Here is a 25,060-nt window from a genome sequence, read left to right as displayed (position 1 = left end):
ACGCGGGAGCGTGGGAACGATCAAGGCAGAAGAGCAGCCGGGCTCAGCGCTGCGGCCTGTTCCTGATGGTCTTGAGCAGATCCTCGGGGCTGATCTGGCCGACCACGCTGGCCGTGCTGCCGGGCTGGGGCAGGTCGAGGATGTGGCCCTTGATCCTGCCCATCACGTGCATCTCGCAGGCCTTGCAGTCGAAGGTCAGGGTCAGCACCTCGTCCTGGTGCACCAGTTGCATCGGCGCGACCTTGGTGCGCACGCCGGTAACGCCCTTGGCCTGTTTCGGGCACAGGTTGAAGGAGAAGCGCAGGCAGTGCTTGGTGATCATCACCGGCACCTCGCCGGTTTCCTCGTGGGCCTCGTAGGCCGCGTCGATCAGCTGCACACCGTAGCGGTGATAGAAGGCCCGGGCCTTCTCGTTGTACACGTTGGCCAAGAAGGTCAGGTGCGATTCCGGATACACCGGCGGCGGCACGCTGACCGGCTTGCGGCCGCCGCGCGGGTGGGCGGCCAGGCGCGCGGCGCTCAGCGCGTCGATGGCCTCGCGGCGCAGGGCCTTGAGCTGGGAGTTGGGGACGAAGAAGGCCTGCGGCGCGTCGATCTCCACGCCCTCGGCATGGTAGAGGGTCGTGCCCAGCTGGCCGAGCAGGTCGCGCAGTTGCTCGAGCGCCTGCTCCGGCCTCTTCGCCAGACCGAAGGGCCCCGCCAGGCTCGCCGAGGCGCCGATGCCTTCCTCGCTGGTCACCGTCAGGACGAGTCGTTCTTCGCTCAGCTGGACGTACCAGCGGACCGCCACGCGGCGCTCGGCGGAGGTCTTCAGCAGCGCCTGCTGCCAGTTGTGATCCAGGTTGCGGTTCAGCGCATGCTGCGGACGCAGCTGCCTCAGCGCCGGCGGCATCTCGTTGAGCTCGATGCGGTACTGCCAGCGGGGCTTGCCGTCCTGCTCGAACCGCTCGAGTTCTTCGACGACGCTGGCGCGGAAACCCACCCCCTCGCGCTTGACCAGCACGTTCAGGCCGTCGCCGTTGGACAGCGGCTCATGGGTCCTGGCGATCAGGTCCTTCTTGCCGACCTTGAGGATCTCGCCCACCGGCAGGCCGGTGAAGGTCGGCGAGTCGAAGGCGCCGATGTCGATCTGGCGCTCGTTGGCGAAGTAGTCCGTGCTGCCGCGGTGGAAGGTCTTGTCCGGGTCCGGCACGAAGAAGTGCTCGGTCCGGCCGCTGGAGGCCCGCGCCAGCTCGGGGCGCTCGTTCAGGATCTCGTCGAGCCGCTGGCGGTAGTAGGCGGTGATGTTCTTCACATAGCCCATGTCCTTGTAGCGGCCCTCGATCTTGAAGGAGCGCACGCCGGCATCGATCAGGGCGCGCAGGTTGGCGCTCTGGTTGTTGTCCTTCATCGACAGCAGGTGCTTGTCGTAGGCCACCACGCGGCCCTGGTCGTCCTGCAGGGTGTAGGGCAGCCGGCAGGCCTGCGAGCAGTCGCCGCGGTTGGCGCTGCGCCCGGTCTGCGCATGAGAGATGTAGCACTGCCCGGAGAAGGCCACGCACAGTGCGCCATGGATGAAGTACTCGATGGTCGCGTCCACCTGCGCGCCGATGGCGCGGACCTCCTGCAGGCTGAGCTCGCGGGCCAGCACCAGCTGGGTAAGGCCGGCATCCGAAAGGAACCTGGCCTTTTCCGGGGTGCGGATGTCGCACTGGGTGCTGGCATGCAGCTCGATGGGCGGGATGTCCAGCTCCAGGATGCCCATGTCCTGCACGATCAGCGCGTCGATACCGGCGTCGTACAGCTGCCCGATCAGCTGGCGGGCCGGCTCCAGCTCGTCGTCGTGCAGGATGGTGTTGAGGGTGACGAACACCCGGGCATGGAACAGGTGGGCGAACTCCACCAGCCCGGCGATCTCCGCCACGCTGTTGCCGGCATTGTGCCGCGCACCGAAGCTGGGGCCGCCGATATACACGGCATCGGCGCCATGCAGGATGGCCTCCCTGGCGATGGACACGTCCCGTGCCGGGCTCAGCAGTTCCAGATGGTGCTTAGGTAATGACATGGCGTGGAAACCGGTGTGAAACAGGGCGGCCATTGTACCCGCCTTGTGCGATTTCTGATCGCATCACGCGCCCGAACGGGAGTCGGGCGATGCGTCGTCTAGACTGACAGGGTGCATGCCGCGAAGTACCCAGCGAGGTGATCGTTATGCCGAAGACCAGCGGATCCAAGGGTGGACACAAGGGCGAGCCCACCCACGAGAAGGGCGGTGGCGAAGGGTTGCCGCCCAAGAACTGGCCGTCCACGACCGGCGAGCCCAGCATGGGCGGACGCGCGACCGTGAGGGAGAGGAAGGAGAAGGATCGCAAATAGCCTGCCCGGTCGTTCCCATGCTTTTGCGTGGGAACGATCCTCGGCAGGGGCGTCTTTCACCGGTCGACTCCATGCGCCTGCGTAAAGGCAGGACAGGTAGCCGACGGGGGCGGTGAGGGTTCGGGAGCGACTGAAAAATCGATCCTAGGCCTGTCCCGGACTCCATGTCCATCCCTCATCGCCGCCATTGTTACGAACTTCTGACAGAAGTCAGCAATGCATATTTTTCCTGCTGCAGGGGCTTCCAGGCGCCTCGGTTCGGAGTAGTCTGGAGGCGTCGCGATGCTACTACGCGGCACCCTTGCTGATCGGCTGAAGAAGGAATGGCGTATGCAACTCCAGGTTCACAGCGATAACCATATCGAAGGCAGTGCCCGCCTGGCGGGCTGGGTTCGTGCCACTGTCGCCAGCAAATTCGAGCGTTACGACGAGGAGTTGACCCGCGTTGTCGTCCACCTGAACGACGAGAAAGGCAACAAGGCCGGCGCCAACGAAAAGCGCTGCCAGATCGAGGCCCGCGCCAAGGGATACCAGCCGCTGTCGGTGAGTCACAACGCCGAGTCCCTGGAATTCGCCCTGGACGGTGCGATGGAGAAACTCGGCCACGCCCTGGCCCACCGGCTCGGCAAGCAGCGCAACAAGCGCATCACCAGCGGACGTGACGTCGCCGGCAGCGTGGCCAGCCGTGACCGCCTGCTGGAGGAGGACTTCCTCGCCGAGGAGCAACTGCGCATCGCCTGAATCCACAGCAGAAAAAACCGCCGGCAGGCCGGACCTGCCGGCGGTTTTTTATTGCCCGCTTGAATGATTGCTCCCACCAGGCTGCGTGGGAGCGGGGCAGCGGTGTGCCTTTGCGCAAGCGCTGGGCTAGCGCTGCGCCTGTGGTTCAGGCCGGTTTTTGCTGGATTTGCTCCATCTGCTCCTGAATCGCTCTCAGCGCCGGATGGTTCTGAAAGTGTTCCATCTCCTCCTGAATCGTTTTCAGCGCCGGGTTGTTCTGAAGATGCTCTATCTGTTCCCGGAACGTTTTCAGCGCCGGGTTGTTCTGAAAGTGCTCCATTTCCTCCTGAATCGCTTTCAGTGCCTCAGTATTCTGAAATTGCTCTATTTCTTCCTGGATCGCTTTCAGCGCCGGATTGTTCTGCAGGTGTTCCATCTCCTCCTGGAGCGCTTTCAGCACCGGGTTGTTTTGCAGTTTCTCCATTTCTTCGCGGATCGCTTGCAGCTCCATATTGTTCTGAAAGTACTCCATCTGCTCCTGATATCCCTTCATTACCGGATTGTTTCGAAGTTGCTCCATCTGCTCCTGGAGCGCTTTCAGCTCCGGATCGTTCTGAAAGCACTTCATCTGCTCCTGAAACTCCTTCAGCAGCGGATTGCACTGGAATTTTTCCATCTGCTCCTGAAATCCCTTCAGCACCTGATTGTTCTGAAGTTGCTCTATCTGCTCCTGGAGCGTTTTCAGCATCGAATTGCTCTGTAAGTGCTCCATCTGCTCCTGGATCGCTTTCAGTGCGCCATTCTTCTGAAAATTTTCCATCTGCTCCTGGAGAGTTTTCAGCGCCGCATTGTTCTGAAGGTGTTCCAGTTGCTCCTGAAATCCCTTCAGGCATTGATTGATGTTTTCCATGACTGTCTCCTCAGTGCCGTTTCGATAGTGGTGTAGAGCCCTCGCCAGGCTAGTCTTGATATTCCACTGTCATGCATTTGCTACTACGGGCTTTTTCTCTGCAACACATCAACGAAAGCACAAAGTGGCCCATGAGCAACGGAATTCTACGAACGGCCAAGTTGGGTTCCGTACGAAAAGTCCGAACGGATAGAGTCGCCGCCATGACTGGCTGTAGGCCTGCATGGCAAGGCGTTACGAACCCGATCGCTCGCTCTGCGTAGGCGCGATCGAAACCCCGAACGTGATCGAAAGGCCTGCAATCGCGCATCATGGAGGCCGTCATATCGAGGAGGTTTCCATGCGCATTGCTTCATTCGTGGCGCGGCTTGCCGCCGTGTCGCTGGGTTTGCTGTTCGCCGCTGCTGCCGGGGCCGCCGAGGAGGCGCGGCTGGTGGAGTCGATCAACGCCTACCGGGCGCAGGTGCAGAGCTGTGCCGGCCAGGCGTCCGGGGAGCTGCCGCCGCTGGCGGACGATCCGCGGCTGGTTCTGCCGGCCGGCAGTGTCGGGGATTTGCGGGAAGCCCTGAGCCTCGCCGCCTATCCGCTGGTCAACGCCCAGGCGATCAACCTGTCCGGGCCGCGCGATGCACAGGCGGCCATGACGGTGTTGCAGCAGAGCTTCTGCCAGGTACTGCTGAACCCGCAATTCGTCGATATCGGCGTCAGCCACGCGGGGCGCGACTGGCGCATCGTGCTGGCGCGGCCGCTGCTGGCCGGGCGCATGGGCGACTGGCAGGCGGAAGGACAGAAGGTGCTCGAACGGATCAACGCAGCCCGTGCGCAGCCTCGCCAGTGCGGCCGGCAGTCCTTCGCCGCGGCGGCGCCGCTGGCCTGGAATGCCACGCTGGCGACCGCGGCCGAAAGCCACAGCCGGGCCATGGCCAACGGCAACTTCCTCGATCACAAGGACCGCGACGGCCGCACCCCGAGCGACCGGGCGGAACTGGCCGGCTACAGCGGCACTCTGGTCGGCGAGAACATCGCCGCCGCGCTGGACAGCGCGAGCAAGGTGGTCGACGGCTGGCTGGCCAGTCCCGGTCACTGCGCCAACCTGATGAACCCGCAGTTCAGCGAGCTGGGCGCCGCCTACGCGGCCGATCCGAAGAGCGATGCGGGCATCTATTGGACGGCGCTGTTCGGGGCGCCCTGAGCGCTCGGGGGTGCGACAGCCAGTGGAGGTCCGGATGCCGCGGCATGGCGGCCGAGGACAAGGTGGGCGAGCGGGCGCGAGGATGATGCCCACTTGGCTATGCTGAAGGGTGGGCATGGGGCCTGTCTTTCTAGTCGGCTCGGGAGAACGCGCGATGAGCAGCTTCGAGATCGAGAGCTGGTGCAAGACCAGCCCTACCGAGAAATCGGTTCCCCAGGGGTTGATCCACTTCTATATCAGCGGCGACGACCGCGTGAGGCTGGAGCAGGCCGAGGAGCGTCTGCAGAACAGTGGCGAATCCGAGGTGCTCGTCGATGTCGACCGGAGGACCCTGGAGCTGGTCACTCCGCCCGGATGCGGTCCACTGTCCGACTGCCACTTGCGGGTCTACCTGCGGCCGGATGACCAGCGCGGGCAGTTTCACCTGGTCGGCCATCGGGCCAGCGACGGCAGTCTGATCTACAGCAATGCGCTGCTGATCGACTCACTGATGTAGCGTCGCCGGCCCGGAGAACGCGTGGGGATAGCCGGCGCTATCCGGAGTGCCCCGAGTATCCAGTGCAAGGGGCGCCCGATGGGGCTGGGGCGTTTTTTATGGCTTTATTGCTGTAACGCTTTCGCCCATCCTGAGGCTCCACGTTGATCCGCTACCGGGGACAGGCATGAGCACGGCAGGGGCAAGTCTGGCATTGTCGGCCAAGGTCAATCATTTTCTGGCTGCGAAAGGGAAACGGCAGATCAAGCGCTGCCAGCCCGACAGCGATAGGTACGAGGGTTTGGGAAACCTGTATCTGATCGAAATGGCTTCCGGCGAAGTGCTCGACCACCATGTGAATATCGAGGCGTTCGCGAAGAAGATTGGCGTCGCCTAGAAAAGGCGAACCTGTGCGGAGCCCCGGCCTTGTGCCGGGGTTTTGCGTTTTGGCGTGGCGGATGACTTCGTTGCGGTCATAATCCTTGTCCAGATCAGGGGGATCGTTGCCTTATTAACCCGGCAATCAAATACCCAATCTAAGTGGCATAACGCACCGACGCATGCTGGAAATAGGCAACTACCCGCTCCGGGGTTTTGGCCAACCAGCTCATGAATGCCTCGGCCTTCTCCAGCAATTCCGACTTGTTTCGCGCCCGGTCACTGGTGCGCAAGCGTGTCTTGAGGTCGCGGTTCAAATACTCGTCCGGATTACACTCAGGCGAATAGGGTGGCAGGTAGAACGCTTCGATTTCTTCCTGGTGCCCTTCGAGCCATTCCCTGACCAGACGCGCATGATGGACACGCAGGTTGTCCAGGATCAGAAAGATCTTCCTGTCACTGTCCGCCACCAGCCTCGACATGAAACCGATCATCCGCTCAGTATTCATGGCCCCCTCCAGGAACTCGAACCGTACCAGTCCCTGGTTGCTGATCGCTGAGACCATGCTCAGGCCATGACGCCGAGTCGGCGCCACCAGCACCGGCGTGACGCCTGCCGGCGCATAGCCTCGAATCCAATGCCCATCTTCAGCTACGGCCGTTTCATCGCCCCAGTAGATCGTCGCGTTTTCGGCCTTGGCGCGTGCCACGATGGCCGGATAGGTCTCTTCAAGCCAGTGCTCGACCGCCTCCGGGTTCTGTTCCAGCGCCTGCCGGGTCGGCCGCTGTGGGGTATATCCCCAGCGCTGAAGGTACTGACCCACCGTCCGGATCGGCATCTCGATGCCATACAAGTGCTTGATCAACTGCATGACGGCCCGGCGGTTCCACAGGGCAAAGTCGAGTTGCAACTGGTTCGGGGTCTGGCCCACCAGAATCGAGCGCAACTGCCACTCCTGTGCGAGCGTCAAGGTCCGTCCGCTTGCCTGGCGCCGACCTCGTGTCCTGGATTTCAGACCTTCGCTGCCTTGCTCGCTGTAGCGTTTGGACCAGGCTAGTACGGTACTCAGATGTACGCCCAATGCGTCGGCAACCTCTTGCCAAGTCAGTTCGCGCTGCTCACGCAGATTCATGGCCAGGCGCCGCATCTGGTCCTGAGTTTCTCGAGAGAGCTTTCGGGCATCGATCTTTTTCATGCCTCTTTATATCGTGAATTTGATTGCCGCGTTAATAATCGATGTTGAGGCCGACGAAGAATCTATTTTTCACATTTTCATTTGCTTTTTTTCACTTCGAAGTTCGTATCTTCCCGCGTAAGAGATGCTTTCAAGACCGATATGACTGTTGGGAAAGTCGAGTTTCCTCGAAGTTATATGAAATGTCGCAGGAATGCTTGGGCATATCCTTGCGGATATCGGATTGAAAGCATGTTTCCCGGAGGTCGGAATCGGTGCGGCGATCATCGCATGCACTGGCAGAGTAATGGCCTGCCAGGGAGAGGAGCTTTGACAAATCCTCAGTGGTTTGCCGAAGTTGGCGCGATAGCTCGTATTCAGTCACTACTGCTTTCGCCATCGCGAGGCGAGAAACGGAAAACCAGTGATGGGAGGTCCCCTGAAATGAATATCGAACAATCCCTGCGTGACCCGAATGTCGCCTTGCCCATCATCGACGGGCCGGAAGCCGGAGGCATGAGGACCTGGCCGATGGATTCGTTCGTCGTCGTCACGGCTCCGATCTGGGCGCCGCTCAGCGGAGGCCAGTACACGAGGTACTGCGTGCGCCGGCACAGCCGGCTCGGCCTGGTGTGGGCAAGCCAGGATCATCCCGAGTTGCAGGGGTGAAAGGGTGGGAAAGCCGCGCAGCGGTTTTCCACCGGGGATGCCGTGTGGGCGAGGGCGGGAATGCAATTCGCCGGGCTGGACAAGCCGGCCCGTCCGCCCTACAAAGGACCGCGTCGCGCAGGGCGGGCCCGCCTGCCGTAAGCGGCCGCCGGCTCGCGAGAGCCGCCGGTTGCCGCGCATCGTTCTGGTTTTATCGAGAGGCAGGTGGATTTGTGAGAAAGAAGAAGCCCTTGGACCCCGTTCGCCAGGCACAGAAGAATCATGCTTATCGGATCGGTTACCTGATCGCCATGGCCGGCATCGCTTGCGGGTTCGTGTTGCTGGAGCTGAAGCCTGTGTGACGGATCTTGCCGTTGTGGCGGAGCGAATATTTCCCCTGCAGGAAACCGGCGCAGCGATTTTCCCGCAGGGGAGGGCCAGACTGGTCGCTGGGCCGCGTCGCCCCGCGCGGCGTACAATCCTGACCTGTCCCGCCCCTCTCCAGCACGGGAGGGGCATGACGGCGGCCGCGCCTGCCATTCACGCCGGCTGCCGCAGATTGCCGATCACGCATCAACCGCGAGAGAAATACCCATGCCGACCTACGATTACCGTTGCGAAGCCAACGGTCAGGTGTATGAAGTCCAGCATCCGATGGCCCTGAGCCCGAAAACCTGGGGCGAACTGCGCGCCGCCTGCACGCTGGCGGAAGATCCGTCGATCCCGGACGACGCGCCGGTGACCAAGCTGATGAGCGCAGCCGGCGTGGTCAACAGCCGGGTGCTGAAGAACCCGGAACCCCCGGCCTGCGCCCGGGGAAACTGCGCCGGCAACTGCCGCTGAACGGACAGCCGCACCTCGTAGGGTGGAAGACTTGCGCAGCGATCTTCCACCGCAGCGTTCCGGATTGCTCGTTGTGGTGGGCGTTGTCGTGAGCCCCTTCGTGTAGACAAGGCTGCGCCATTGTCTACACGGCGTCGCAGCACCTGGGATGGCGGGCGGATGACGATGTCCCCTGCTTTCACCATCTGTGGCCATGCCTCCCATGCCTGGGTTGGGCTATGATGCGCGCCCCCACGCTCCGCTTGGAACATCAGGCCATCATGTCCGGCAATGCCCTTTATAACGACTTGTCCGGTTATTACGACCTGATGTGCGCCGATATCGACTACCAGGCGCAAAGCCACTGCGTTCACCGGCTGCAGCAACTGTTCGGCAATGGCGGGCGCCGGCATCTCGATCTGGCCTGTGGAACCGGGCCGCATGTCCGCCATTTCATCGATGCCGGCTATTCGGGCAGTGGCCTCGACATCAATCAGCCGATGCTGGACCGCGCCGTCATGCGTTGTCCGGAGGCGCAATTCTCCCGCCAGGATATGTGCGCCTTCAGGGTGGACGAACCGCAGGACCTGATCACCTGCTTTCTGTATTCCATCCATTACAGCGGCGGAGTCGACAGGCTGAAGGCATGCATCGCCAGCGCGCACCGCGCACTGGCCGCCAACGGGCTCTTCTGCTTCAACGCGGTCGACAAGCACCAAATCGACAACGCTTCATTCGTGACGCACAGCGTACGGCACGCTGACGGCCTGTTCCGCTTCAGTTCCGGCTGGAACTACCCCGGCCAGGGCGAGCGGCAGTCGCTCAAACTGCGTATCGAACGCAGCGTGGCGGGCGAAACCCAGGTGTGGCACGACGAACACCCCATGGTCGCGGTGAGTTTCGACGAGTTGCAGATGCTGCTGCAACCGTACTTCGAGGTCCATGTGTTCGAGCATGATTACGAAAAGCTCATTCCCTGGAGCGGAACCTCGGGGAATGCCCTTTTTGCCTGTGTGAAGCGCTGAGTTGTTCCAGGCCAGGGGGCACTTCTCGCCGCCGCCCGGAGCATCGTCTTGTGTAGGGTGGAAAACTCGCGCAGCGATTTTCCACCACGACCGCGCCGACTCCCGCCTCACTCGCCCCAACTTCCTGCCCGACCGTCGCTTCCATCGCCCGCCCAATCCGGCGCATAGATCCCCTCGCGCACCGCACGGTGGAAGCTCGACCACGGCCAGTCCGCCACCCGTGCGACATGCCCGTGTTTCACCGGGTTGTAGTGCAGGTAGTCGAGGTGGCGCTGGTAGTCCCGATCATCGCGGATCAAATGCTCCCAGTAGCGTCGTTGCCAGATGCCGCGCTCGCCACGGGCGGCCTGTGCGGCCGTGTGCGTCTCGTCATCCGGCAGGCGTCTGGAGAAGGCGAATTTGATGACCTTCCAGCGCAGGGCGAAGTCGCTGTCGCCCGGCGGTAGCGTCCACATGCAGTGCATGTGTTCCGGCAGCACCACCCAGGCATCGATGTGGAAGGGATGACGCGCCTTGGTCGCCCGTACCGTGGCGCGCAGCAGGTCCACCTCCCGCACCAGCAGGTCGCTGCGCCGATCGCGCAGGTTCACCGTGAAAAAGTAGCTCGCCCCCGGCACGCGGGCGCGGCGGTAGTTGGACATGGGCTGCCTCCCTGAGCCTCGTGCCTGCCATGGCCATGCTCGGTGGACAAGCGGAGCGTTGTCCACCCTACGGAACTGATCTTGTAGGCCGCTGCCTGCCTGATTGGTGGACAAGGCTGCGCCGTTGTCCACCCTACGTGGCCGCAACTCCGCGTAGGGTGGAAAACTCGCGAAGCGATTTTCCACTGGGGATACCCGGGCTACTTGCTGCGCCGATCGCGCAGGTTCACCGTGAAAAAGTAGGCCGCCCCCGGCACGCGGGCGCGGCGGTAGTTGGACATGGGCTGCCTCCCTGAGCCTCGTGCCTGTCATGACCATGGTCGGTGGACAAGCGAAGCGTTGTCCACCTTACAGAACTGATCTTGTGGGCCGCTGCCTGCCTGATTGGTGGACAAGGCTGCGCCGTTGTCCACCCTACGTGGCCGCAACTCCGCGTAGGGTGGAAAACTCGCGAAGCGATTTTCCACCGGGGATGTCCGGGCAACTCGCTGCGTGGGAGCAGGGTGATGCTTTGCGTCACAAGGCGAGGTGGGAACGATCAAAACGTTGTAAATCACCGGACGTAGGCAAGCGCAGCTTGCCGGAGGTCCGGTGGATTGAGGTGTTAGGCCACATTACTTCCGAATGAGGTTGTGCTGAACGGCATAGTGCTTTCCTACAGCGGTCAAGTACAGGTCGCCTGAGGCGTCAAGCTCGATCAGTCCTTGCTTTACCGCCTGCCCAATCGTCATGTCTAGGGAAATCCTGAAAAAGACTTCCCGATTCTGGTGAAATACACCCGCTCCCTTGTCCGAGTTTCCCGATGAAGCAACTGTCCTTCGCCGATGCCGAGTATGCCGGCAAGCGCAAGCAGACCCGCCGCGAGCGCTTCCTGCTCGAGATGGACCAGGTGGTGCCGTGGCAGGGGCTGATCGCCCTGATCGAGCCCTACTATCCCAAGGGCGAAGGCGGTCGGCCCGCCTACCCGCTGGCAGCCATGCTGCGCGTGCACCTGATGCAGAACTGGTTCGGCTACAGCGATCCGGCGATGGAGGAAGCGCTGTACGAAACCACTCTCCTGCGCCAGTTCGCCGGCCTGAGCCTGGAGCGCATCCCGGACGAAACGACCCTCCTCAACTTCCGTCGCCTGCTGGAGAAGCACGAACTGGCCGGGGGAATACTGGAGGTGATCAACGGCTATCTGGGCGAGCGCGGACTGTCGCTGCGCCAGGGCACCATTGTCGACGCCACCCTGATCCATGCGCCGAGCTCGACGAAGAACAAGGACGGCAAGCGCGACCCGGAAATGCACTCGACGAAGAAGGGCAACCAGTACTACTTCGGCGCAAAAGCTCACATTGGTGCCGACGCTGAGTCGGGTCTGGTGCACAGCGTGGTGGTCACGGCAGCCAACGTGGCAGATGTCACCCAAGTCGACCAACTGCTGCATGGCGAGGAAAACGTAGTGAGTGCCGATGCGGGCTATACCGGCGTAGAGAAGCGCCCCGAGCATGAAGGTCGGCAGGTCATCTGGCAGGTCGCGGCCCGGCGCAGTACCTACAAGAAGCATGGCAAGCGTAGCGCCTTATACAAAGCGATCCGCAAGATCGAGAAGGCCAAGGCCCAGGTACGAGCCAAGGTCGAACATCCGTTCCGCGTGATCAAGCGCCAGTTTGGCTACACCAAGGTGCGCTTCCGGGGATTGGCCAAAAACACGTCACAGTTGGTGACGCTGTTCGCCTTGTCGAATCTGTGGATGGCGCGCCGATATTTACTGGCGAATGCAGGAGAGGTGCGCCTGTAATGCGGGAAACGGTTGCTGCGACGTGCTCGCGGCAGCTAAAAAACGCAGAAACGAGCGGGTGATCTGATCGTTTTTGATCGATTCTCCGCTTTCAAAGTCGGCGGGGGGCTGAAGTCAGCCAGAAATACATGACTACTTCAGACCATCCCTAGAAGAATCCGAGACACGCGCATTCCGGCAACGACTTCGGAGTACAGGACCCAATCCAGGACGCTCCTCTCAAATCGTCCCACGACGAATCGCATGAGTTCCATTACGGCGTCGGCGGTCCTCTCTACAGGCGTCTCGGAGACCGGCTTGAATGGGTTGTTCCCAATCGGTGGCTTTTGGAAGAGTGGTGCTCCCACAAGTGTTCTAACGAGTTCGTCAAAGGAGAACTCAATATCTGCATTCTGAGAGAAGTCGACAAAGAGCTTGCTCTTCAAAAACGTTGGTACATGATGCGTTCCAGCTTGGCGGATGATTGGGACCACCTTGTTGGAGTCGATCGACTTCATGAGATCGGAGGTCACAATCATTTTCTCGTAGCCAACACCTCCCCTTCCCGCGTTTGCCTTCTCAACGTACTTTTCAGTACATACCATGACCACTCGATCCGAGGACGCCACGTGGCGCTCCATGAAGTGAGGAATGTCATCTCCAGGTTGAAGCTCCCATTGATCCAGAATTGCATCGACCCCTGAGTTTCGTAGTCGAACAGCCAGATCCATGACCCACTTCTTATGATCCTGTGAATCATGTGAATAAGAGATGAAAACCTTTGGAATTGTCATGAGGTCCTCAAAAATTGAACATGGTGATAGGCGGCGAAACTTGTGGCCTAACTATTAATCCGGCAATACAATAGGGCACTTTCTGTATTTTGGTTTCTCCTTGAAAATCAAGGATATATGCCGATACTGGTATGAGCCTTATTTGTGCTTTCGTATTGCCGGATTAATACTATTCGACACCAGATGTTGTGAACAAACACACCATTTGGTGCATAACATTCCCTCGCCGATCCCGGTGAACCTCTTGTGGGCTGCGGCCTTCAGCATGAAGCTGGTGTCTTTCAGGGCGTTATGCACCATGGGCGGCAAGCCGAAGCTCATTGGCCCTACTTCAATCCCAGCTCAACGCCCCCCCAGTCTGATACTCGATCACCCGCGTCTCGAAGAAGTTCTTCTCCTTCTTCAAATCCATGATCTCGCTCATCCACGGGAAGGGGTTGGTGGTGCCGGGGTATTGTTCCGGCAGGCCGAGCTGACTCAGGCGGCGGTTGGCGATGAACTTGAGGTAGTCCTCCATCATCGCCGCGTTCATGCCGAGCACGCCGCGGGGCATGGTATCGCGGGCGTATTCGATTTCCAGCTGGGTGCCCTGGAGGATCATCTGGGTCGCTTCGTCCTTCATCTCGGCGTCCCACAGGTGCGGGTTCTCGATCTTGATCTGGTTGATCATGTCGATGCCGAAGTTCAGGTGCATGGACTCGTCGCGCAGGATGTACTGGAACTGCTCGGCAGTGCCGGTCATCTTGTTGCGGCGGCCCATGGAGAGGATCTGGGTGAAGCCGCAGTAGAAGAAGATGCCTTCCAGCACGCAGTAGTAGGCGATCAGGTTGCGCAGCAGTTGGCGGTCGGTTTCCGGGGTGCCGGTGTCGAAGGTCGGGTCGGAGATCGAGCGAGTGTACTTGAGGCCCCAGGACGCCTTCTTCGCGACGCTGGGGATCTCGTGGTACATGTTGAAGATCTCGCCCTCGTCCATGCCCAGCGACTCGATGCAGTACTGGTAGGCGTGGGTGTGGATGGCCTCCTCGAAGGCCTGGCGCAGGATGTACTGGCGGCACTCGGGGTTGGTGATCAGGCGGTACACGGCCAGCGCCAGGTTGTTGGCGACCAGACTGTCGGCGGTGGAGAAGAAGCCGAGGTTGCGCATGACGATGCGCCGCTCGTCCTCGGTCAGGCCGTCCTGGCTCTTCCACAGGGCGATGTCGGCGTTCATGTTGACTTCCTGCGGCATCCAGTGGTTGGCGCAGCCGTCGAGGTACTTCTGCCAGGCCCAGTCGTACTTGAAGGGGACGAGCTGGTTGAGGTCGGCGCGGCAGTTGATCATGCGCTTCTCGTCGACGCGCACGCGGGCGCTGGCGCCTTCGAGGTCTTCGAGGCCCTCGCGGATGTCCAGTTCGTTGAGCGCGGCCTTGGCGCGGGCCACGGCGTCGGAGTCGTCGGCGGTGACGGCGCGGGCCTCGTGGGCGGCGGCGTCGCCGACGCTGTTCAGACGCTCCAGGGTCATGGTGGCCTGCGGTTGCGCGGCGGCGGCGGGCTTGGCGGCGCCTTCTTCGGGTTGATCGAATTCGTCCCAGCTGAGCATGGCGGGTTCTCCTGGTCGGGACCGGGCGGGCCGGTCGGTGCAAGTCGGTTGGCTTCCCGCGGCGCGGGAAGCGCGGAATCTGGGGGAACGGGGCGTTGGCTTCGCCTTCTCCCTGGCCCTCTCCCTTGGGGGAGAGGGCGTCGAAGTCATCTCCGTACCAGCGCGAAGCTGAGCGAGTGAGCGCTAGGCGCCGGGTTGCCCGGCCCCGGGAGCGTACTGAAGTACGTGACCGGGGTCGGGCGGGCCGGCAACAACGCGGGCGCCGCTCAGATTCGTGCGGCACCTGTCACTGACAAGCTTCGCAGTCGGGGTTGTCGATACTGCACGCCTGCGGCACCGGCGCCGGCTTGGGTTCGGCGGCGGACAGGCTCTCGTCGATCACCGAGGACACGGCGTTGAGCTTGCCGGTGTTGATGGTCGACTTCTCGGCGCTGGTGGCGGCCAGGGCGCGGAGGTAGTAGGTGGTCTTCAGGCCGCGGAACCAGGCCATGCGGTAGGTCACATCGAGCTTCTTGCCCGAGGCGCCGGCGATGTACAGGTTCAGCGACTGGGCCTGGTCGATCCACTTCTGGCGGCGGCTGGCGGCCTCGACGATCCATTTGGTCTCCACCTCGAAGGCGGTGGCGTAGAGGGCCTTGAGGTCGGCCGGGATGCGCTCGATCTGCTGCACCGAACCGTCGTAGTACTTGAGGTCGTTGACCATCACCCCGTCCCACAGGTCGCGCGCCTTGAGGTCGTGGACCAGGTAGGGGTTGATCACGGTGAACTCGCCGGAGAGGTTCGACTTCACGTAGAGGTTCTGGTAGGTCGGCTCGATCGACTGCGACACGCCGACGATGTTGGAGATGGTCGCGGTCGGGGCGATGGCCATGATGTTGGAGTTGCGCATGCCCTTCTTCACGCGCTCGCGCAGCGGCGCCCAGTCCAGGGTGCTGGAGCGGTCCACCGCGATGTACTTCTGGCTGCGCTGTTCGGTGAGGATGTCCAGCGAGTCCAGCGGCAGGACGCCCTTGGACCACAGCGAACCCGCGAAGCTGGAGTAGGCGCCGCGCTCCTCGGCCAGGTCGCAGGAGGCCTGGATGGCGTAGTAGCTGATGGCTTCCATCGACTGGTCGGCGAAGGCGATGGCCGCCTCCGAGCCGTAAGGGATGTGCTGCAGGTACAGCGCGTCCTGGAAGCCCATGATGCCGAGGCCGACCGGGCGGTGGCGGAAGTTGGCGTTCCGCGCGGTGTCGACGCTGTAGTAGTTGATGTCGATGACGTTGTCGAGCATGCGCACGGCAGTCTTCACGGTGCGCGCGAGCTTGGCGGTGTCCAGCTTGCCGTCATTGATGTGGTTGACCAGGTTGATCGACCCCAGGTTGCACACGGCGATCTCGTCGGCGCTGGTGTTGAGGGTGATCTCGGTGCACAGGTTGGAGCTGTGCACCACGCCCACGTGCTGCTGCGGGCTGCGCAGGTTGCACGGGTCCTTGAAGGTCAGCCAGGGATGGCCGGTCTCGAACAGCATCGAGAGCATCTTGCGCCACAGGTCCTTGGCCGGCAGGGTCTTGAACAGCTTGATCTTGCCGTACTGGGTCAGCGCCTCGTAGTACTCGTAGCGCTCCTCGAAGGCGCGGCCGGTGAGATCGTGCAGGTCGCGCACGTCGGACGGCGAGAACAGGGTCCAGGGGCCGTCCTCGAACACGCGCTTCATGAACAGGTCCGGAATCCAGTTGGCGGTGTTCATGTCGTGGGTGCGGCGGCGGTCGTCGCCGGTGTTCTTGCGCAGCTCGAGGAATTCCTCGATGTCCAGGTGCCAGGTTTCCAGGTAGGCGCAGACCGCGCCCTTCCTTTTACCCCCTTGATTGACCGCTACGGCCGTGTCGTTGACCACCTTGAGGAAGGGCACGACGCCCTGGCTCTTGCCGTTGGTGCCCTTGATGTAGGAGCCGAGCGCGCGCACCGGGGTCCAGTCGTTGCCCAGGCCGCCGGCGAATTTGGACAGCATGGCGTTGTCGTGGATGGCGTTGTAGATGCCCGAGAGGTCGTCCGGCACGGTGGTCAGGTAGCAGGACGACAGCTGCGGGCGCAGGGTGCCGGCGTTGAACAGGGTCGGCGTGGAGGCCATGTAGTCGAAGGACGACAGCAGGTTGTAGAACTCGATGGCGCGTTCTTCCTTCTGCGGCTCCTCGATGGCCAGGCCCATGGCGACGCGCATGAAGAACACCTGCGGCAGCTCGAAGCGGACGCCGCCCTTGTGCAGGAAGTAGCGGTCGTAGAGGGTCTGCAGGCCGAGGTAGGTGAACTGCTGGTCGCGCTCGTGATCGAGGGCGGCGCCCAGCCTGGCGAGGTCGTAGCCCTGCAGTTTCGGGTCGAGCAGTTCGAACTCGATGCCTTTCTCGACGTACACCGCCAGGGCCCTGGCGTAGAGGTCGGCCATCTCGTGGTGGGTGGCGGACTCGACGACGCCGAGGAAGCCCAGGGCTTCGGCGCGCAGGGTGTCCATCAGCAGGCGCGCGGTGACGTAGGAGTAGTTCGGCTCGCGCTCGACCAGGGTGCGCGCGGTCATCACCAGCGCGGTGTTGACGTCCTTCTCGGCTACGCCGTCGTAGAGGTTCTTCAGGGCTTCCTTCTGGATCAGCGCGGCATCCACCTCGGCCAGGCCTTCGCAGGCCTCGCCGATGATGGTGTCCAGGCGGCCCATGTCCAGCGGCACGAGGACGCCGTCGGCGCGGGCGACGCGGATGCTCGGGTGCGGCTGGGCGACTTCCTGGACGGCGGCGGCGCGCTTGCGCTCCTGGGCGCGGGCTTCGCGGTAGATCACGTAGTCGCGGGCGACCTTGTGCTCGCCGGCGCGCATCAGCGCCAGCTCCACCTGGTCCTGGATTTCCTCGATGTGGATGGTGCCGCCGGAGGGCATGCGGCGCTTGAAGGTGGTGCTGACCTGCTCGGTCAGGCGGGCCACGGTTTCATGGATGCGCGACGAGGCGGCGGCGCTGCCGCCTTCCACTGCGAGGAACGCCTTGGTGATGGCCACGGTGATCTTGTCGTCGGTGTAGGCAACGACGGTGCCGTTGCGCTTGATCACGCGCAGCTGGCCGGGGGCGGTGGCGGTCAGGTCCGGGATCGACTCGGTGGTCCGCTGTGCGCCGGGCGACTGGGTCTCGCGAGTGGCGTCGGTGTGCATGAAGCTCCTCCATTGTCAAAGGTGTCTGCTCGGGCGGCTGACGCAGCGATCCGCCCGCCCGGAGATCCGGTGCGGAAACGGTGGATGGATGGCTGCGGCAGGCGTCCTCCTGGTCTGTCGAATGCGGCTCCGTGCCTGGGGCTGAACCACAATATCTAGTGGTACGCGCTGTCGGCGGCATACCCCTCGAGTCCGGCGCCTACCCTGCGCCGAAAGCAATGCCAGCCGCATCGGCGGCTGGCTGAACATGATCTTTTCAGTATGGGAAACCGGATGGACCAGTCTGCGGACTGGAGCCTCCAGAGGTCTTGCGAAGGGGGCCGGCTCCCGGTCTATATCCCTATATGTAGGGGTCTGGCTGAATGGGGATACAAGATAATGCGTGTAGGGGGCTTATGCAAGGCGAAGCGGCAGGGGGTAAGCTGTGGATAAAGTGTGGGTCTTCTGTGGGCGGCAGGAGGGTATTTTCGTGCAGGCCGCGTCCCGCCTGGCTTGCGCCGCTCGTCGTCGACGCCGCGAAAATCGGCGGTCCGGGGAAGGGTTTCCGCCCTGTGCGGGGGAACACAATATCTTGTGTTTTTTCATTTTTCTGCCATGGCGCGGAGCGCTTCGGCGCCTGCCTTGGCTCCATCGGTGGCAGGAGGCTCGGCCGCGGCCTCGCCGATGGAAAAACGCTGCGCGGTTTTCCACGGGGTGGCCATCCACGGTACAAGCTGCGGACGTAGGCCTCAGGCGGGGATGGCGATCAGGGTCAGCAGGCGCTCGCCTTCGCAGACGAACTGGCCTTCGAGCAGGCTGCCGGCCGGCCAGTCGGGGCCGAGGCCTTCGAGCAGGCGCAGGCGGGCCGTTCCGGCGGGGGTCCAGTCGAGCAGTTCGGCATGCTCGAAGTAGAAGCGCCGGCGAACCAGCGGGTAGAGCGCCTTGAACAGGCTTTCCTTGAGGGAGAAGGTCAGGCTGGTCAGCCAGGCCTGCGCCTCGGGGGTGTCGGGCAGGCGGCCGAGTTCGGCGGGAGTGAGGATCTGCCCGACCAGGCGCCGGGCGCGGCCGGTGGGAAGCAGGAGTTCGGTGTCCAGCCCCAGGCCGCGCCAGGCATCCGCCTGTCCGACCAGGGCCGCGGCCCAGCCGGCGCCATGGGTGATGGAGCCGACCACGCCGGCAGGCCACTGCGGCGCGCGGTCCTCGCCGATTGCCGGTACGTCGGGCGTGCCGGTCAGCCGCTGCAGGGCCTGGCGCGCGCAGAGGCGTCCGGCCAGGTATTCGGCCTGGCGCTTGGCGGCGCCGCGTACCGGCGCGATGCCGCAGGCGTCGAAGTCGGCGGCTCGCAGCAGGCCCGGCTCGAAGCGGGCGCTATGGAACACGGTGGCGGACAGCGCCAGGGGCAGCGGCCAGCGCTCGCTCGGTTCGCTCAGGCAGGGGGGCAGGGGATTGGAGAGGGTCATCGCCGCATTCTGCCGCGAGCGGCGACGGGCGGGTAGGGGATTTCGCGGGGTGGAAAGCCGTGCCGCGCCTTCCACCGTCCGTATCGCGGCCGGTTACTTGAACACGTCCTTGAGGAAGGCCTGCATGTCGGCCCAGGAGCGTTCGTCGGCCTCCTTCTGGTAGCCGATGTCCAGGCCGTGGCCGGCGTGGGCGTCGGCGTCGGGGTTGGTGAAGCCGTGCCTGGCGCCGGGATAGCGGTTGAAGCGGTAGTCGGCGCCGGCCTGCTCCATCTCGCGCTTGAAGTTGGCGATGTCCTGGTCGCTGACGAAGCTGTCGGCCTCGCCGTGGGCGACCAGGATCCGCACCTTGACGCTGCCGGGGGTGGCGGGCTTCTGCGGCACCAGGTTGCCGTGGAAGCTGACCACGCCGGCCAGCGGCACGCCCTGGCGGGCCATGTCCAGCACCACCTTGCCGCCGAAGCAGTAGCCGATCGCGGCGATCTTCCGGCTGTCGGTCTGCGGCTGGGCCTTGAGCAGCTCCAGGCCGGCGAGGAAGCGGCCCCTGGCGTTCTCGGCGTTGGCCGTGGCGGCCTGCATGAAGGCCTGGGCGTCGGCCGGATGCTGGGTGTTCTTGCCCTGGCCGTACATGTCGATGGCCAGGGCGCTGTAGCCGAGACCGGCGAGGTCGCGGGCGCGGCGCTTGGCGTAGTCGTTAAGCCCCCACCATTCGTGCACGACCACGACGCCGGGGCGTGGGCCTTCGATGGCGTCGTCGTAGGCGTAGTAGCCCACCAGGGGCGTGCCGTCGGCGCTCCGGTAACTCAGCTCGCGGGTCTGGATCTCCGCCAGACTGGCGGTGCTGAAGGCCAGCAGAAGCAGGCCGGGCAGGTAGTGACGCATGCGAATTTCTCCCTTTCGTTGGTCATGGCGATGGCAGCTAAGCCTAGCCGGCCGCTGGCGGGATCTCGCCTCCTGGCCGGCGGATATCCGCCTCGTCGAGTGGTTTCGGCTTGATGCTTGTTTTTCAATTTATTGATTTTAAAGGAAATATCCTGGCTATTGGCGGGGTGGCATATGCCTTGCTCCTCGACTGTACAGCCCCGCTCGCGGGGATTACAAAATCTCCCCGGAGGAGGGAGGTACCCAGTCCGGTGGCGTCGGTATCCATGGAAGGAGCCAAGGCGTCGCCCGCGAGGACCTTGCCAATGTCCAATCAACAACAACCTTTCTACAAGAGTCTGTACGTCCAGGTGCTGGTGGCCATCGCCGTCGGCATCGCGCTGGGTCATTTCTATCCGCAAACCGGGGAGGCGATGAAGCCGCTGGGTGACGGCTTCGTCAAGCTGATCAAGATGGCCATCGCCCCCATCATCTTCTGTACCGTGGTCAGCGGCATCGCCGGCATGCAGGACATGAAGGCGGTCGGCAAGACCGGCGGCATCGCGCTGCTGTACTTCGAGATCGTCTCCACCGTGGCCCTGATCATCGGCTTGGTGGTGATCAACCTGGCGCAGCCGGGCGTGGGCATGCATGTCGATGTCTCGAGCCTGGATGCCAGCAGCATCGCGGCCTATGCCAAGGCCGGCGGCGAGCAGAGCACCATCGGCTTCCTGCTCAACGTGATCCCCAGCACCGTGGTCGGCGCTTTCGCCAACGGCGACATCCTGCAGGTGTTGTTCTTCTCGGTGATCTTCGCCTTCGCCCTGCAGCGCATGGGCGACTTCGGCCGTCCGGTGCTGGAGTTCATCGACCGCATCGCCCACGTGATGTTCGGCATCATCAACATGATCATGAAGGTCGCGCCCATCGGCGCCTTCGGCGCCATGGCCTTCACCATCGGCAAGTACGGCGTCGGTTCGCTGGTGCAGTTGGGCCAGTTGATGCTGTGCTTCTACATCACCTGCGTGTTTTTCATCCTGGTGGTGCTGGGCAGCATCGCCCGCGCCAACGGCTTCAGCATCCTGCGCTTCATCCGCTACATCCGCGAGGAGCTGTTGATCGTGCTCGGCACCTCGTCCTCCGAGTCGGTGCTGCCGCGCATGCTGAAGAAGATGGAGAAGCTCGGCTGCCACAAGTCGGTGGTCGGCCTGGTGATCCCGACCGGCTATTCCTTCAACCTCGACGGCACCTCGATCTACCTGACCATGGCCGCGGTGTTCATCGCCCAGGCCACCGACACGCCGATGGACATGATGCAGCAGCTGACCCTGCTGGCCGTGCTGCTGGTCGCCTCCAAGGGCGCGGCCGGCGTCACCGGCAGCGGCTTCATCGTGCTGGCGGCCACCCTGTCGGCGGTCGGCCACGTGCCGGTGGCCGGTCTGGCGTTGATCCTCGGCATCGACCGCTTCATGTCCGAGGCCCGCGCGCTGACCAACCTGATCGGCAACGGCGTGGCCAGCGTGGTGGTGGCCAAGTGGGTCGGCCAGCTGGACAGCGAGCAGATGCAGCGCGAGCTGGCCAGCCAGGGTAAGGAGGAGGCCGTCGTCGAGGCCACCGCCGAGCCGCTGCTGGTCACTGAAGACGCCGCTCGCCGCTGAACTCCAGCACCGCCCGGCAACGGCGGCAGAGATACCGGCGACCGCGCAGCACCAGCGAATGGCGCTGCGCGGTGAAGGGAAACTCGCCGTCCGGGCACTGGCAGCGGTACAGGTAGTGGGTCGCCCGGCGGCGCTGCACGACGTAGTCGTGGCAGCGCTTGGCCGGCAAGCCGTAGACCTCCTGCATGATCCGCTGCCACTCCTCCCCGTGGGGTCTGATCCCCATTCCGAACAGCTGGAAAGCGACCAGGTGCGCCACTTCGTGGGCCACCGTCTGGAGCAGGAAGTCCTCGCGGTTATTCGCGTACAGCTGGGCATTGAAACGCAGCAGGTTCTCCCGCGGGTAGGCGATCCCCGCCTTCTGGCCTCGCAGCCTCAGGCTGATCTCGGGACGCGCGAAGCGGCGCTCGAAGAAGGCCTCGGCCTGGCAGAAGCAGGTCTCGACACGGGCAAGAATGGATTCGGGCATGGGGCGATACCTCCTGTATGCGCCATTATGCCGAAAGCCAGGCGGCTGCCTGGCGCTCCGTCCGTCAGTCCCTTCCTCCCGGCCTCTCCACCGGCCGTTCGTCGCGGGTCGGGTAGCCCTGGTCGATGCCGGTGCGCTCGTAGTTCGGCTGCAGGGCGTACTGCCAGAACAGCAGGATGGTCAGCAGGACCGACAGCAGCACCAGCAGTCCGGCGCCCCATACCGAGGCGGCGTAGAGCAGGCTCTGGGTCGTCCGCTGGCCAAGGCGCATGAAGGCGGGCAGACCGACGAACAGCAGGTAGGTCCAGTGCGCCAGTCCCAGCACGATGACGGTCACCAGCAGCCAGCGGTTCGGGTAGAGCCCGGCCAGGCCGAGGAGCAGGAGGGGCGTGAGGGTATAGGCCACGAAGGCGATGCACTGCTGCAGGCCGGGACGGGTCGCGAAGCTGCGCGACATGTAGTGCACGAGCCAGCCGAGCAGGGAGGTGCCGGCCAGGATCGCCAGGTACAGCAGCACGCTGAGCTGCAGGGCGCTCCAGGCATCCAGCCTGACCCGCTCCTCGTCGACCAGGCTCCAGCCGACGAAGGTGGTGCCGATGAACAGGGATACCGCGGGAATCAGGCTGAACAGCAGCAGGTGGGGCAGGTAGTGCAGGCGGTTGTGGTCTTCCTCCTGGCGGATTTCCTGCCAGGTCTGCTGCGGGTGGCTGATCAGATGCAGGGCATGCAGGGTCATGTGAGCCTCCGTGGTCAGGGAAAACGGCACATCTGGGAACTGTCGACGTGTTGGCGCAGGCCGCGAACGTCGACAGACCCTGGGGTTTAGACGCCTGTCTGGCCGAGGGTTCGCCCCGCTGGCCCGGACGTTCCCCACACGAAAACACCGAGGCCGCCCCTGGGGCGGCCTCGCGGTTGCGGATGGAGAAACTGCTGCGGGTCAGCTGATATAGGTCGGGCCCAGGCCGAAGCCCCAGAGGATCACCGAGATGCCGATCATCGCCACCAGCACCACCAGGCCGACGGCGAGCACCGAACTGGCGAACAGGAAGCCTTCCTCGCGGGGGATGTTCATGAAGGCCGGCAGGCCGACGTAGAGCAGGTAGGTCGTGTAGCAGACCGCCAGGGTGCCGACGACCATGGCCAGCCATAGATTGGGGTAGAGCGCCGCCAGGCCGCCGACGAACAGGGGCGTCGCATTGTAGGCGGCGAACACGATGCACTGCGTGAGGCTCGGGCTGGCATCGTAGGTGCGCGCCATCCAGTGGATGAAGCCGCCCATCACCGCCACGCCGGCGAGCATCGCCAGGTAGGTCATGATGCTCAGCTGCAGCGCACTGGCCGCGGTCAGCCTGACCGGCTCGCCGCCGGCCACGCTCCAGCCGATCTGGGTCGTGCCGATGAAGGCCGAGACGGCGGGGATCGCCGCCAGGAACAGGACATGGGTGAGATACATGTGGCTGATGCTTTCCTCTTCGCCACGGATTTCCTGCCACTCCCGATCGGGATGGGTGAACAGCCCCCAGACGTGGTTGATCATGCCGACTCTCCTCTTTTTTATTGTGTGGGCCGCGCCCGGACGCCTTCGCTCCTGCGACAGGCTCCAGGCCGGGCCCGCGACCTTGCAATCGCAGTATAGGAGGCGCCTGGAAGCCGCGCCGATTGCGGCTTTAGAGTGATTTGCTCTCTGCGGGCGAGGGGTGATAACGCGGCAGTATTAAAGTCCGGCGACGGCGGGGCGCGCTGGCTCGAGCGGCGGCGCCCGTTGCGCATCATTTGCGCGTAAAATGCCCGCCTTTTCGTACCTTCCGGATTCACAGCACCATGGGCACCCTTTCGGTCAATCAGAACAAGCTGCAGAAGCGCCTGCGCCGCCTGGCCGGCGAGGCGGTCACCGACTTCAACATGATCGAGGAGGGCGACAAGGTGATGGTCTGCCTGTCCGGCGGCAAGGACAGCTACACCATGCTCGACGTGCTGCTCTACCTGCAGAAGGTGGCGCCGGTCAGGTTCGAGATCGTCGCGGTGAACATGGACCAGAAGCAGCCGGGCTTTCCCGAGGACGTGCTGCCCGCCTACCTGAAGTCCATCGGGGTCGAGTACCACATCATCGAGAAGGACACCTACTCGGTGGTCAAGGAGAAGATTCCCGAGGGCAAGACCACCTGCTCGCTGTGCTCGCGCCTGCGCCGCGGCACCCTCTACACCTTCGCCGACCAGATCGGCGCGACCAAGATGGCGCTCGGCCACCATCGCGACGACATCGTCGAGACCTTCTTCCTCAACCTGTTCTACGGCGGCACCCTGAAGGCCATGCCGCCCAAGCTGCTCTCCGACGATGGACGCAACGTGGTGATCCGCCCGCTGGCCTACTGCAGCGAGACGGACATCGAGGCCTACGCCAGGCTGAAGGAATTCCCGATCATCCCCTGCAACCTCTGCGGCTCTCAGGAGAACCTGCAGCGCCAGGTGGTCAAGGAGATGCTGCGCGAGTGGGAGCGCCAGTCGCCGGGGCGCACCGAGATCATGTTCCGCGCCCTGCAGAACGTGCATCCCTCGCAGCTGGCCGACCGCAAGCTGTTCGACTTCGTCAATCTGCGCATCGACGACGAGGCCACGCCGCGCTTCGTCGATGTGATGAGCCTGTGAGCCCCATCCGCACGGCCCGGTTGAAAACCGCCGGGCCGCTGGAGTAAGGTTCGGAAATCTCATGGAGAACAGCATGCCGCTCAGCCTCGATCTTCTGTCCCTCGTCCACGCCGGTGCCGCGCGCACTGCGCAGGGTCGTGCGCGTCAGGTCGCGGCTGCCGGTTATTACTTCGGGTATTGGTTTAGCCACAGGCGCGCCTGATACCCCACAGGCGCCCCGGCAAACAGGGTCGCCACCAGACGTTTTCGCAAACCCCCGGTCGGCAACCCGACCGGGGGTTTTGTTTTTTCGGCCGCCAGAAGGCCTGCATCACGAGGAGTCACCGATGACCGCTTATCGCAGCA

At 63.4% G+C, this 25,060-nt stretch carries 22 protein-coding genes and 1 pseudogene; 10 read left to right on the top strand and 13 right to left on the bottom strand.

Annotated features, from left to right (window positions below; all coding sequences use genetic code 11):
• Positions 1-43: 43 nt before the first annotated feature.
• Entirely contained in the window at positions 44-2,044 is a 2,001-nt protein-coding gene (locus GCU53_RS04815; protein ID WP_152389788.1) for a peptidase U32 family protein, read from the bottom strand.
• A 641-nt stretch (positions 2,045-2,685) separates the two neighbouring features.
• On the opposite strand from GCU53_RS04815, the gene GCU53_RS04810 reads away from it, so the two are divergent.
• Positions 2,686-3,096 carry an HPF/RaiA family ribosome-associated protein gene (locus GCU53_RS04810; protein WP_152386607.1) on the top strand — a complete coding sequence of 137 codons (411 nt, stop codon included), beginning with the start codon at positions 2,686-2,688 and terminating at the stop codon, positions 3,094-3,096.
• Between the two features lie 145 nt (positions 3,097-3,241).
• Here the strand turns inward: GCU53_RS04810 and GCU53_RS04805 are convergent, their stop codons facing one another.
• Entirely contained in the window at positions 3,242-3,985 is a 744-nt protein-coding gene (locus tag GCU53_RS04805) for a hypothetical protein (RefSeq protein ID WP_152386606.1), read from the bottom strand.
• Between the two features lie 340 nt (positions 3,986-4,325).
• On the opposite strand from GCU53_RS04805, the gene GCU53_RS04800 reads away from it, so the two are divergent.
• The 3 genes from GCU53_RS04800 to GCU53_RS04790 all read left to right on the top strand — a co-directional run bounded on the left by GCU53_RS04800 (position 4,326) and on the right by GCU53_RS04790 (position 6,049).
• On the top strand, positions 4,326-5,177 hold the full coding sequence (locus GCU53_RS04800) for a CAP domain-containing protein (protein WP_152386605.1): 852 nt from the start codon (positions 4,326-4,328) through the stop codon (positions 5,175-5,177).
• Between the two features lie 154 nt (positions 5,178-5,331).
• On the top strand, positions 5,332-5,673 hold the full coding sequence (locus GCU53_RS04795; protein ID WP_152386604.1) for a hypothetical protein: 342 nt from the start codon (positions 5,332-5,334) through the stop codon (positions 5,671-5,673).
• A gap of 166 nt (positions 5,674-5,839) precedes the next feature.
• On the top strand, positions 5,840-6,049 hold the full coding sequence (locus GCU53_RS04790) for a hypothetical protein (protein WP_152386603.1): 210 nt from the start codon (positions 5,840-5,842) through the stop codon (positions 6,047-6,049).
• A 139-nt stretch (positions 6,050-6,188) separates the two neighbouring features.
• Here the strand turns inward: GCU53_RS04790 and GCU53_RS04785 are convergent, their stop codons facing one another.
• Positions 6,189-7,226, bottom strand: coding sequence for an IS630 family transposase (locus GCU53_RS04785; RefSeq protein WP_152386602.1), 1,038 nt, complete (start codon positions 7,224-7,226; stop codon positions 6,189-6,191).
• A gap of 423 nt (positions 7,227-7,649) precedes the next feature.
• Here GCU53_RS04785 and GCU53_RS04775 point away from each other — a divergent pair, with 423 nt between their 5' ends.
• The 3 genes from GCU53_RS04775 to GCU53_RS04765 all read left to right on the top strand — a co-directional run bounded on the left by GCU53_RS04775 (position 7,650) and on the right by GCU53_RS04765 (position 9,700).
• Positions 7,650-7,874 (top strand): hypothetical protein, encoded by a 225-nt coding sequence (locus GCU53_RS04775; RefSeq protein ID WP_152386601.1) that lies wholly within the window; start codon positions 7,650-7,652, stop codon positions 7,872-7,874.
• Between the two features lie 573 nt (positions 7,875-8,447).
• Positions 8,448-8,696, top strand: a complete 249-nt coding sequence (locus GCU53_RS04770) for an FmdB family zinc ribbon protein (RefSeq protein WP_152386600.1) — start codon at positions 8,448-8,450, stop codon at positions 8,694-8,696.
• Positions 8,697-8,956: 260 nt separating this feature from the next.
• Positions 8,957-9,700 carry a class I SAM-dependent DNA methyltransferase gene (locus GCU53_RS04765; protein ID WP_208845492.1) on the top strand — a complete coding sequence of 248 codons (744 nt, stop codon included), beginning with the start codon at positions 8,957-8,959 and terminating at the stop codon, positions 9,698-9,700.
• 107 nt (positions 9,701-9,807) lie between these two features.
• Here GCU53_RS04765 and GCU53_RS04760 read toward each other — a convergent pair whose 3' ends face one another.
• Together GCU53_RS04760 and GCU53_RS26655 are read right to left on the bottom strand one after the other, a co-directional pair.
• On the bottom strand, positions 9,808-10,341 hold the full coding sequence (locus GCU53_RS04760; RefSeq protein ID WP_152386598.1) for an REP-associated tyrosine transposase: 534 nt from the start codon (positions 10,339-10,341) through the stop codon (positions 9,808-9,810).
• A 206-nt stretch (positions 10,342-10,547) separates the two neighbouring features.
• A pseudogene (locus tag GCU53_RS26655) lies at positions 10,548-10,622 on the bottom strand (REP-associated tyrosine transposase); the annotation flags it as partial.
• A 521-nt stretch (positions 10,623-11,143) separates the two neighbouring features.
• On the opposite strand from GCU53_RS26655, the gene GCU53_RS04755 reads away from it, so the two are divergent.
• Positions 11,144-12,124: an IS5 family transposase gene (locus GCU53_RS04755; RefSeq protein ID WP_152385958.1), complete on the top strand. Its 981-nt coding sequence runs from the start codon at positions 11,144-11,146 to the stop codon at positions 12,122-12,124.
• A gap of 137 nt (positions 12,125-12,261) precedes the next feature.
• Here GCU53_RS04755 and GCU53_RS04750 read toward each other — a convergent pair whose 3' ends face one another.
• From GCU53_RS04750 to GCU53_RS04730, 5 genes are all read right to left on the bottom strand, one after another.
• On the bottom strand, positions 12,262-12,897 hold the full coding sequence (locus GCU53_RS04750; protein WP_152386597.1) for a toll/interleukin-1 receptor domain-containing protein: 636 nt from the start codon (positions 12,895-12,897) through the stop codon (positions 12,262-12,264).
• Between the two features lie 331 nt (positions 12,898-13,228).
• The gene (locus GCU53_RS04745) at positions 13,229-14,476 is read right to left on the bottom strand and encodes a ribonucleotide-diphosphate reductase subunit beta (RefSeq protein WP_152386596.1); all 1,248 of its coding nucleotides are present in this window, start codon (positions 14,474-14,476) and stop codon (positions 13,229-13,231) included.
• 286 nt (positions 14,477-14,762) lie between these two features.
• Positions 14,763-17,645 (bottom strand): ribonucleoside-diphosphate reductase subunit alpha, encoded by a 2,883-nt coding sequence (locus tag GCU53_RS04740; RefSeq protein WP_152386595.1) that lies wholly within the window; start codon positions 17,643-17,645, stop codon positions 14,763-14,765.
• A 728-nt stretch (positions 17,646-18,373) separates the two neighbouring features.
• Positions 18,374-19,084: a 4'-phosphopantetheinyl transferase family protein gene (locus GCU53_RS04735; RefSeq protein WP_152386594.1), complete on the bottom strand. Its 711-nt coding sequence runs from the start codon at positions 19,082-19,084 to the stop codon at positions 18,374-18,376.
• 93 nt (positions 19,085-19,177) lie between these two features.
• The gene (locus GCU53_RS04730) at positions 19,178-19,963 is read right to left on the bottom strand and encodes a dienelactone hydrolase family protein (protein WP_152386593.1); all 786 of its coding nucleotides are present in this window, start codon (positions 19,961-19,963) and stop codon (positions 19,178-19,180) included.
• A gap of 305 nt (positions 19,964-20,268) precedes the next feature.
• On the opposite strand from GCU53_RS04730, the gene GCU53_RS04725 reads away from it, so the two are divergent.
• A complete protein-coding gene (locus GCU53_RS04725) occupies positions 20,269-21,600 on the top strand; it encodes a dicarboxylate/amino acid:cation symporter (protein ID WP_152386592.1) in 1,332 nt (443 codons plus the stop codon).
• On the opposite strand, the gene GCU53_RS04720 is transcribed toward GCU53_RS04725, so the two are convergent.
• From GCU53_RS04720 to GCU53_RS04710, 3 genes are all read right to left on the bottom strand, one after another.
• A complete protein-coding gene (locus GCU53_RS04720; protein ID WP_152386591.1) occupies positions 21,575-22,069 on the bottom strand; it encodes a SprT family zinc-dependent metalloprotease in 495 nt (164 codons plus the stop codon). The genes GCU53_RS04725 and GCU53_RS04720 overlap by 26 nt on opposite strands.
• Before the next feature lie 64 nt (positions 22,070-22,133).
• On the bottom strand, positions 22,134-22,805 hold the full coding sequence (locus GCU53_RS04715) for a Yip1 family protein (protein WP_152386590.1): 672 nt from the start codon (positions 22,803-22,805) through the stop codon (positions 22,134-22,136).
• Between the two features lie 201 nt (positions 22,806-23,006).
• A complete protein-coding gene (locus tag GCU53_RS04710; protein WP_152386589.1) occupies positions 23,007-23,606 on the bottom strand; it encodes a Yip1 family protein in 600 nt (199 codons plus the stop codon).
• Between the two features lie 284 nt (positions 23,607-23,890).
• Here GCU53_RS04710 and ttcA point away from each other — a divergent pair, with 284 nt between their 5' ends.
• The gene (gene ttcA, locus GCU53_RS04705) at positions 23,891-24,715 is read left to right on the top strand and encodes a tRNA 2-thiocytidine(32) synthetase TtcA (protein WP_152386588.1); all 825 of its coding nucleotides are present in this window, start codon (positions 23,891-23,893) and stop codon (positions 24,713-24,715) included.
• Positions 24,716-25,060 lie beyond the last annotated feature (345 nt).

Origin of the sequence: Azotobacter salinestris (genome assembly GCF_009363155.1) — a bacterium.
GTDB lineage: Bacteria > Pseudomonadota > Gammaproteobacteria > Pseudomonadales > Pseudomonadaceae > Azotobacter > Azotobacter salinestris.
The sequence above is the reverse complement of the archived record's forward strand: the minus strand, read 5'-3'. Positions and strand labels throughout refer to the sequence as shown.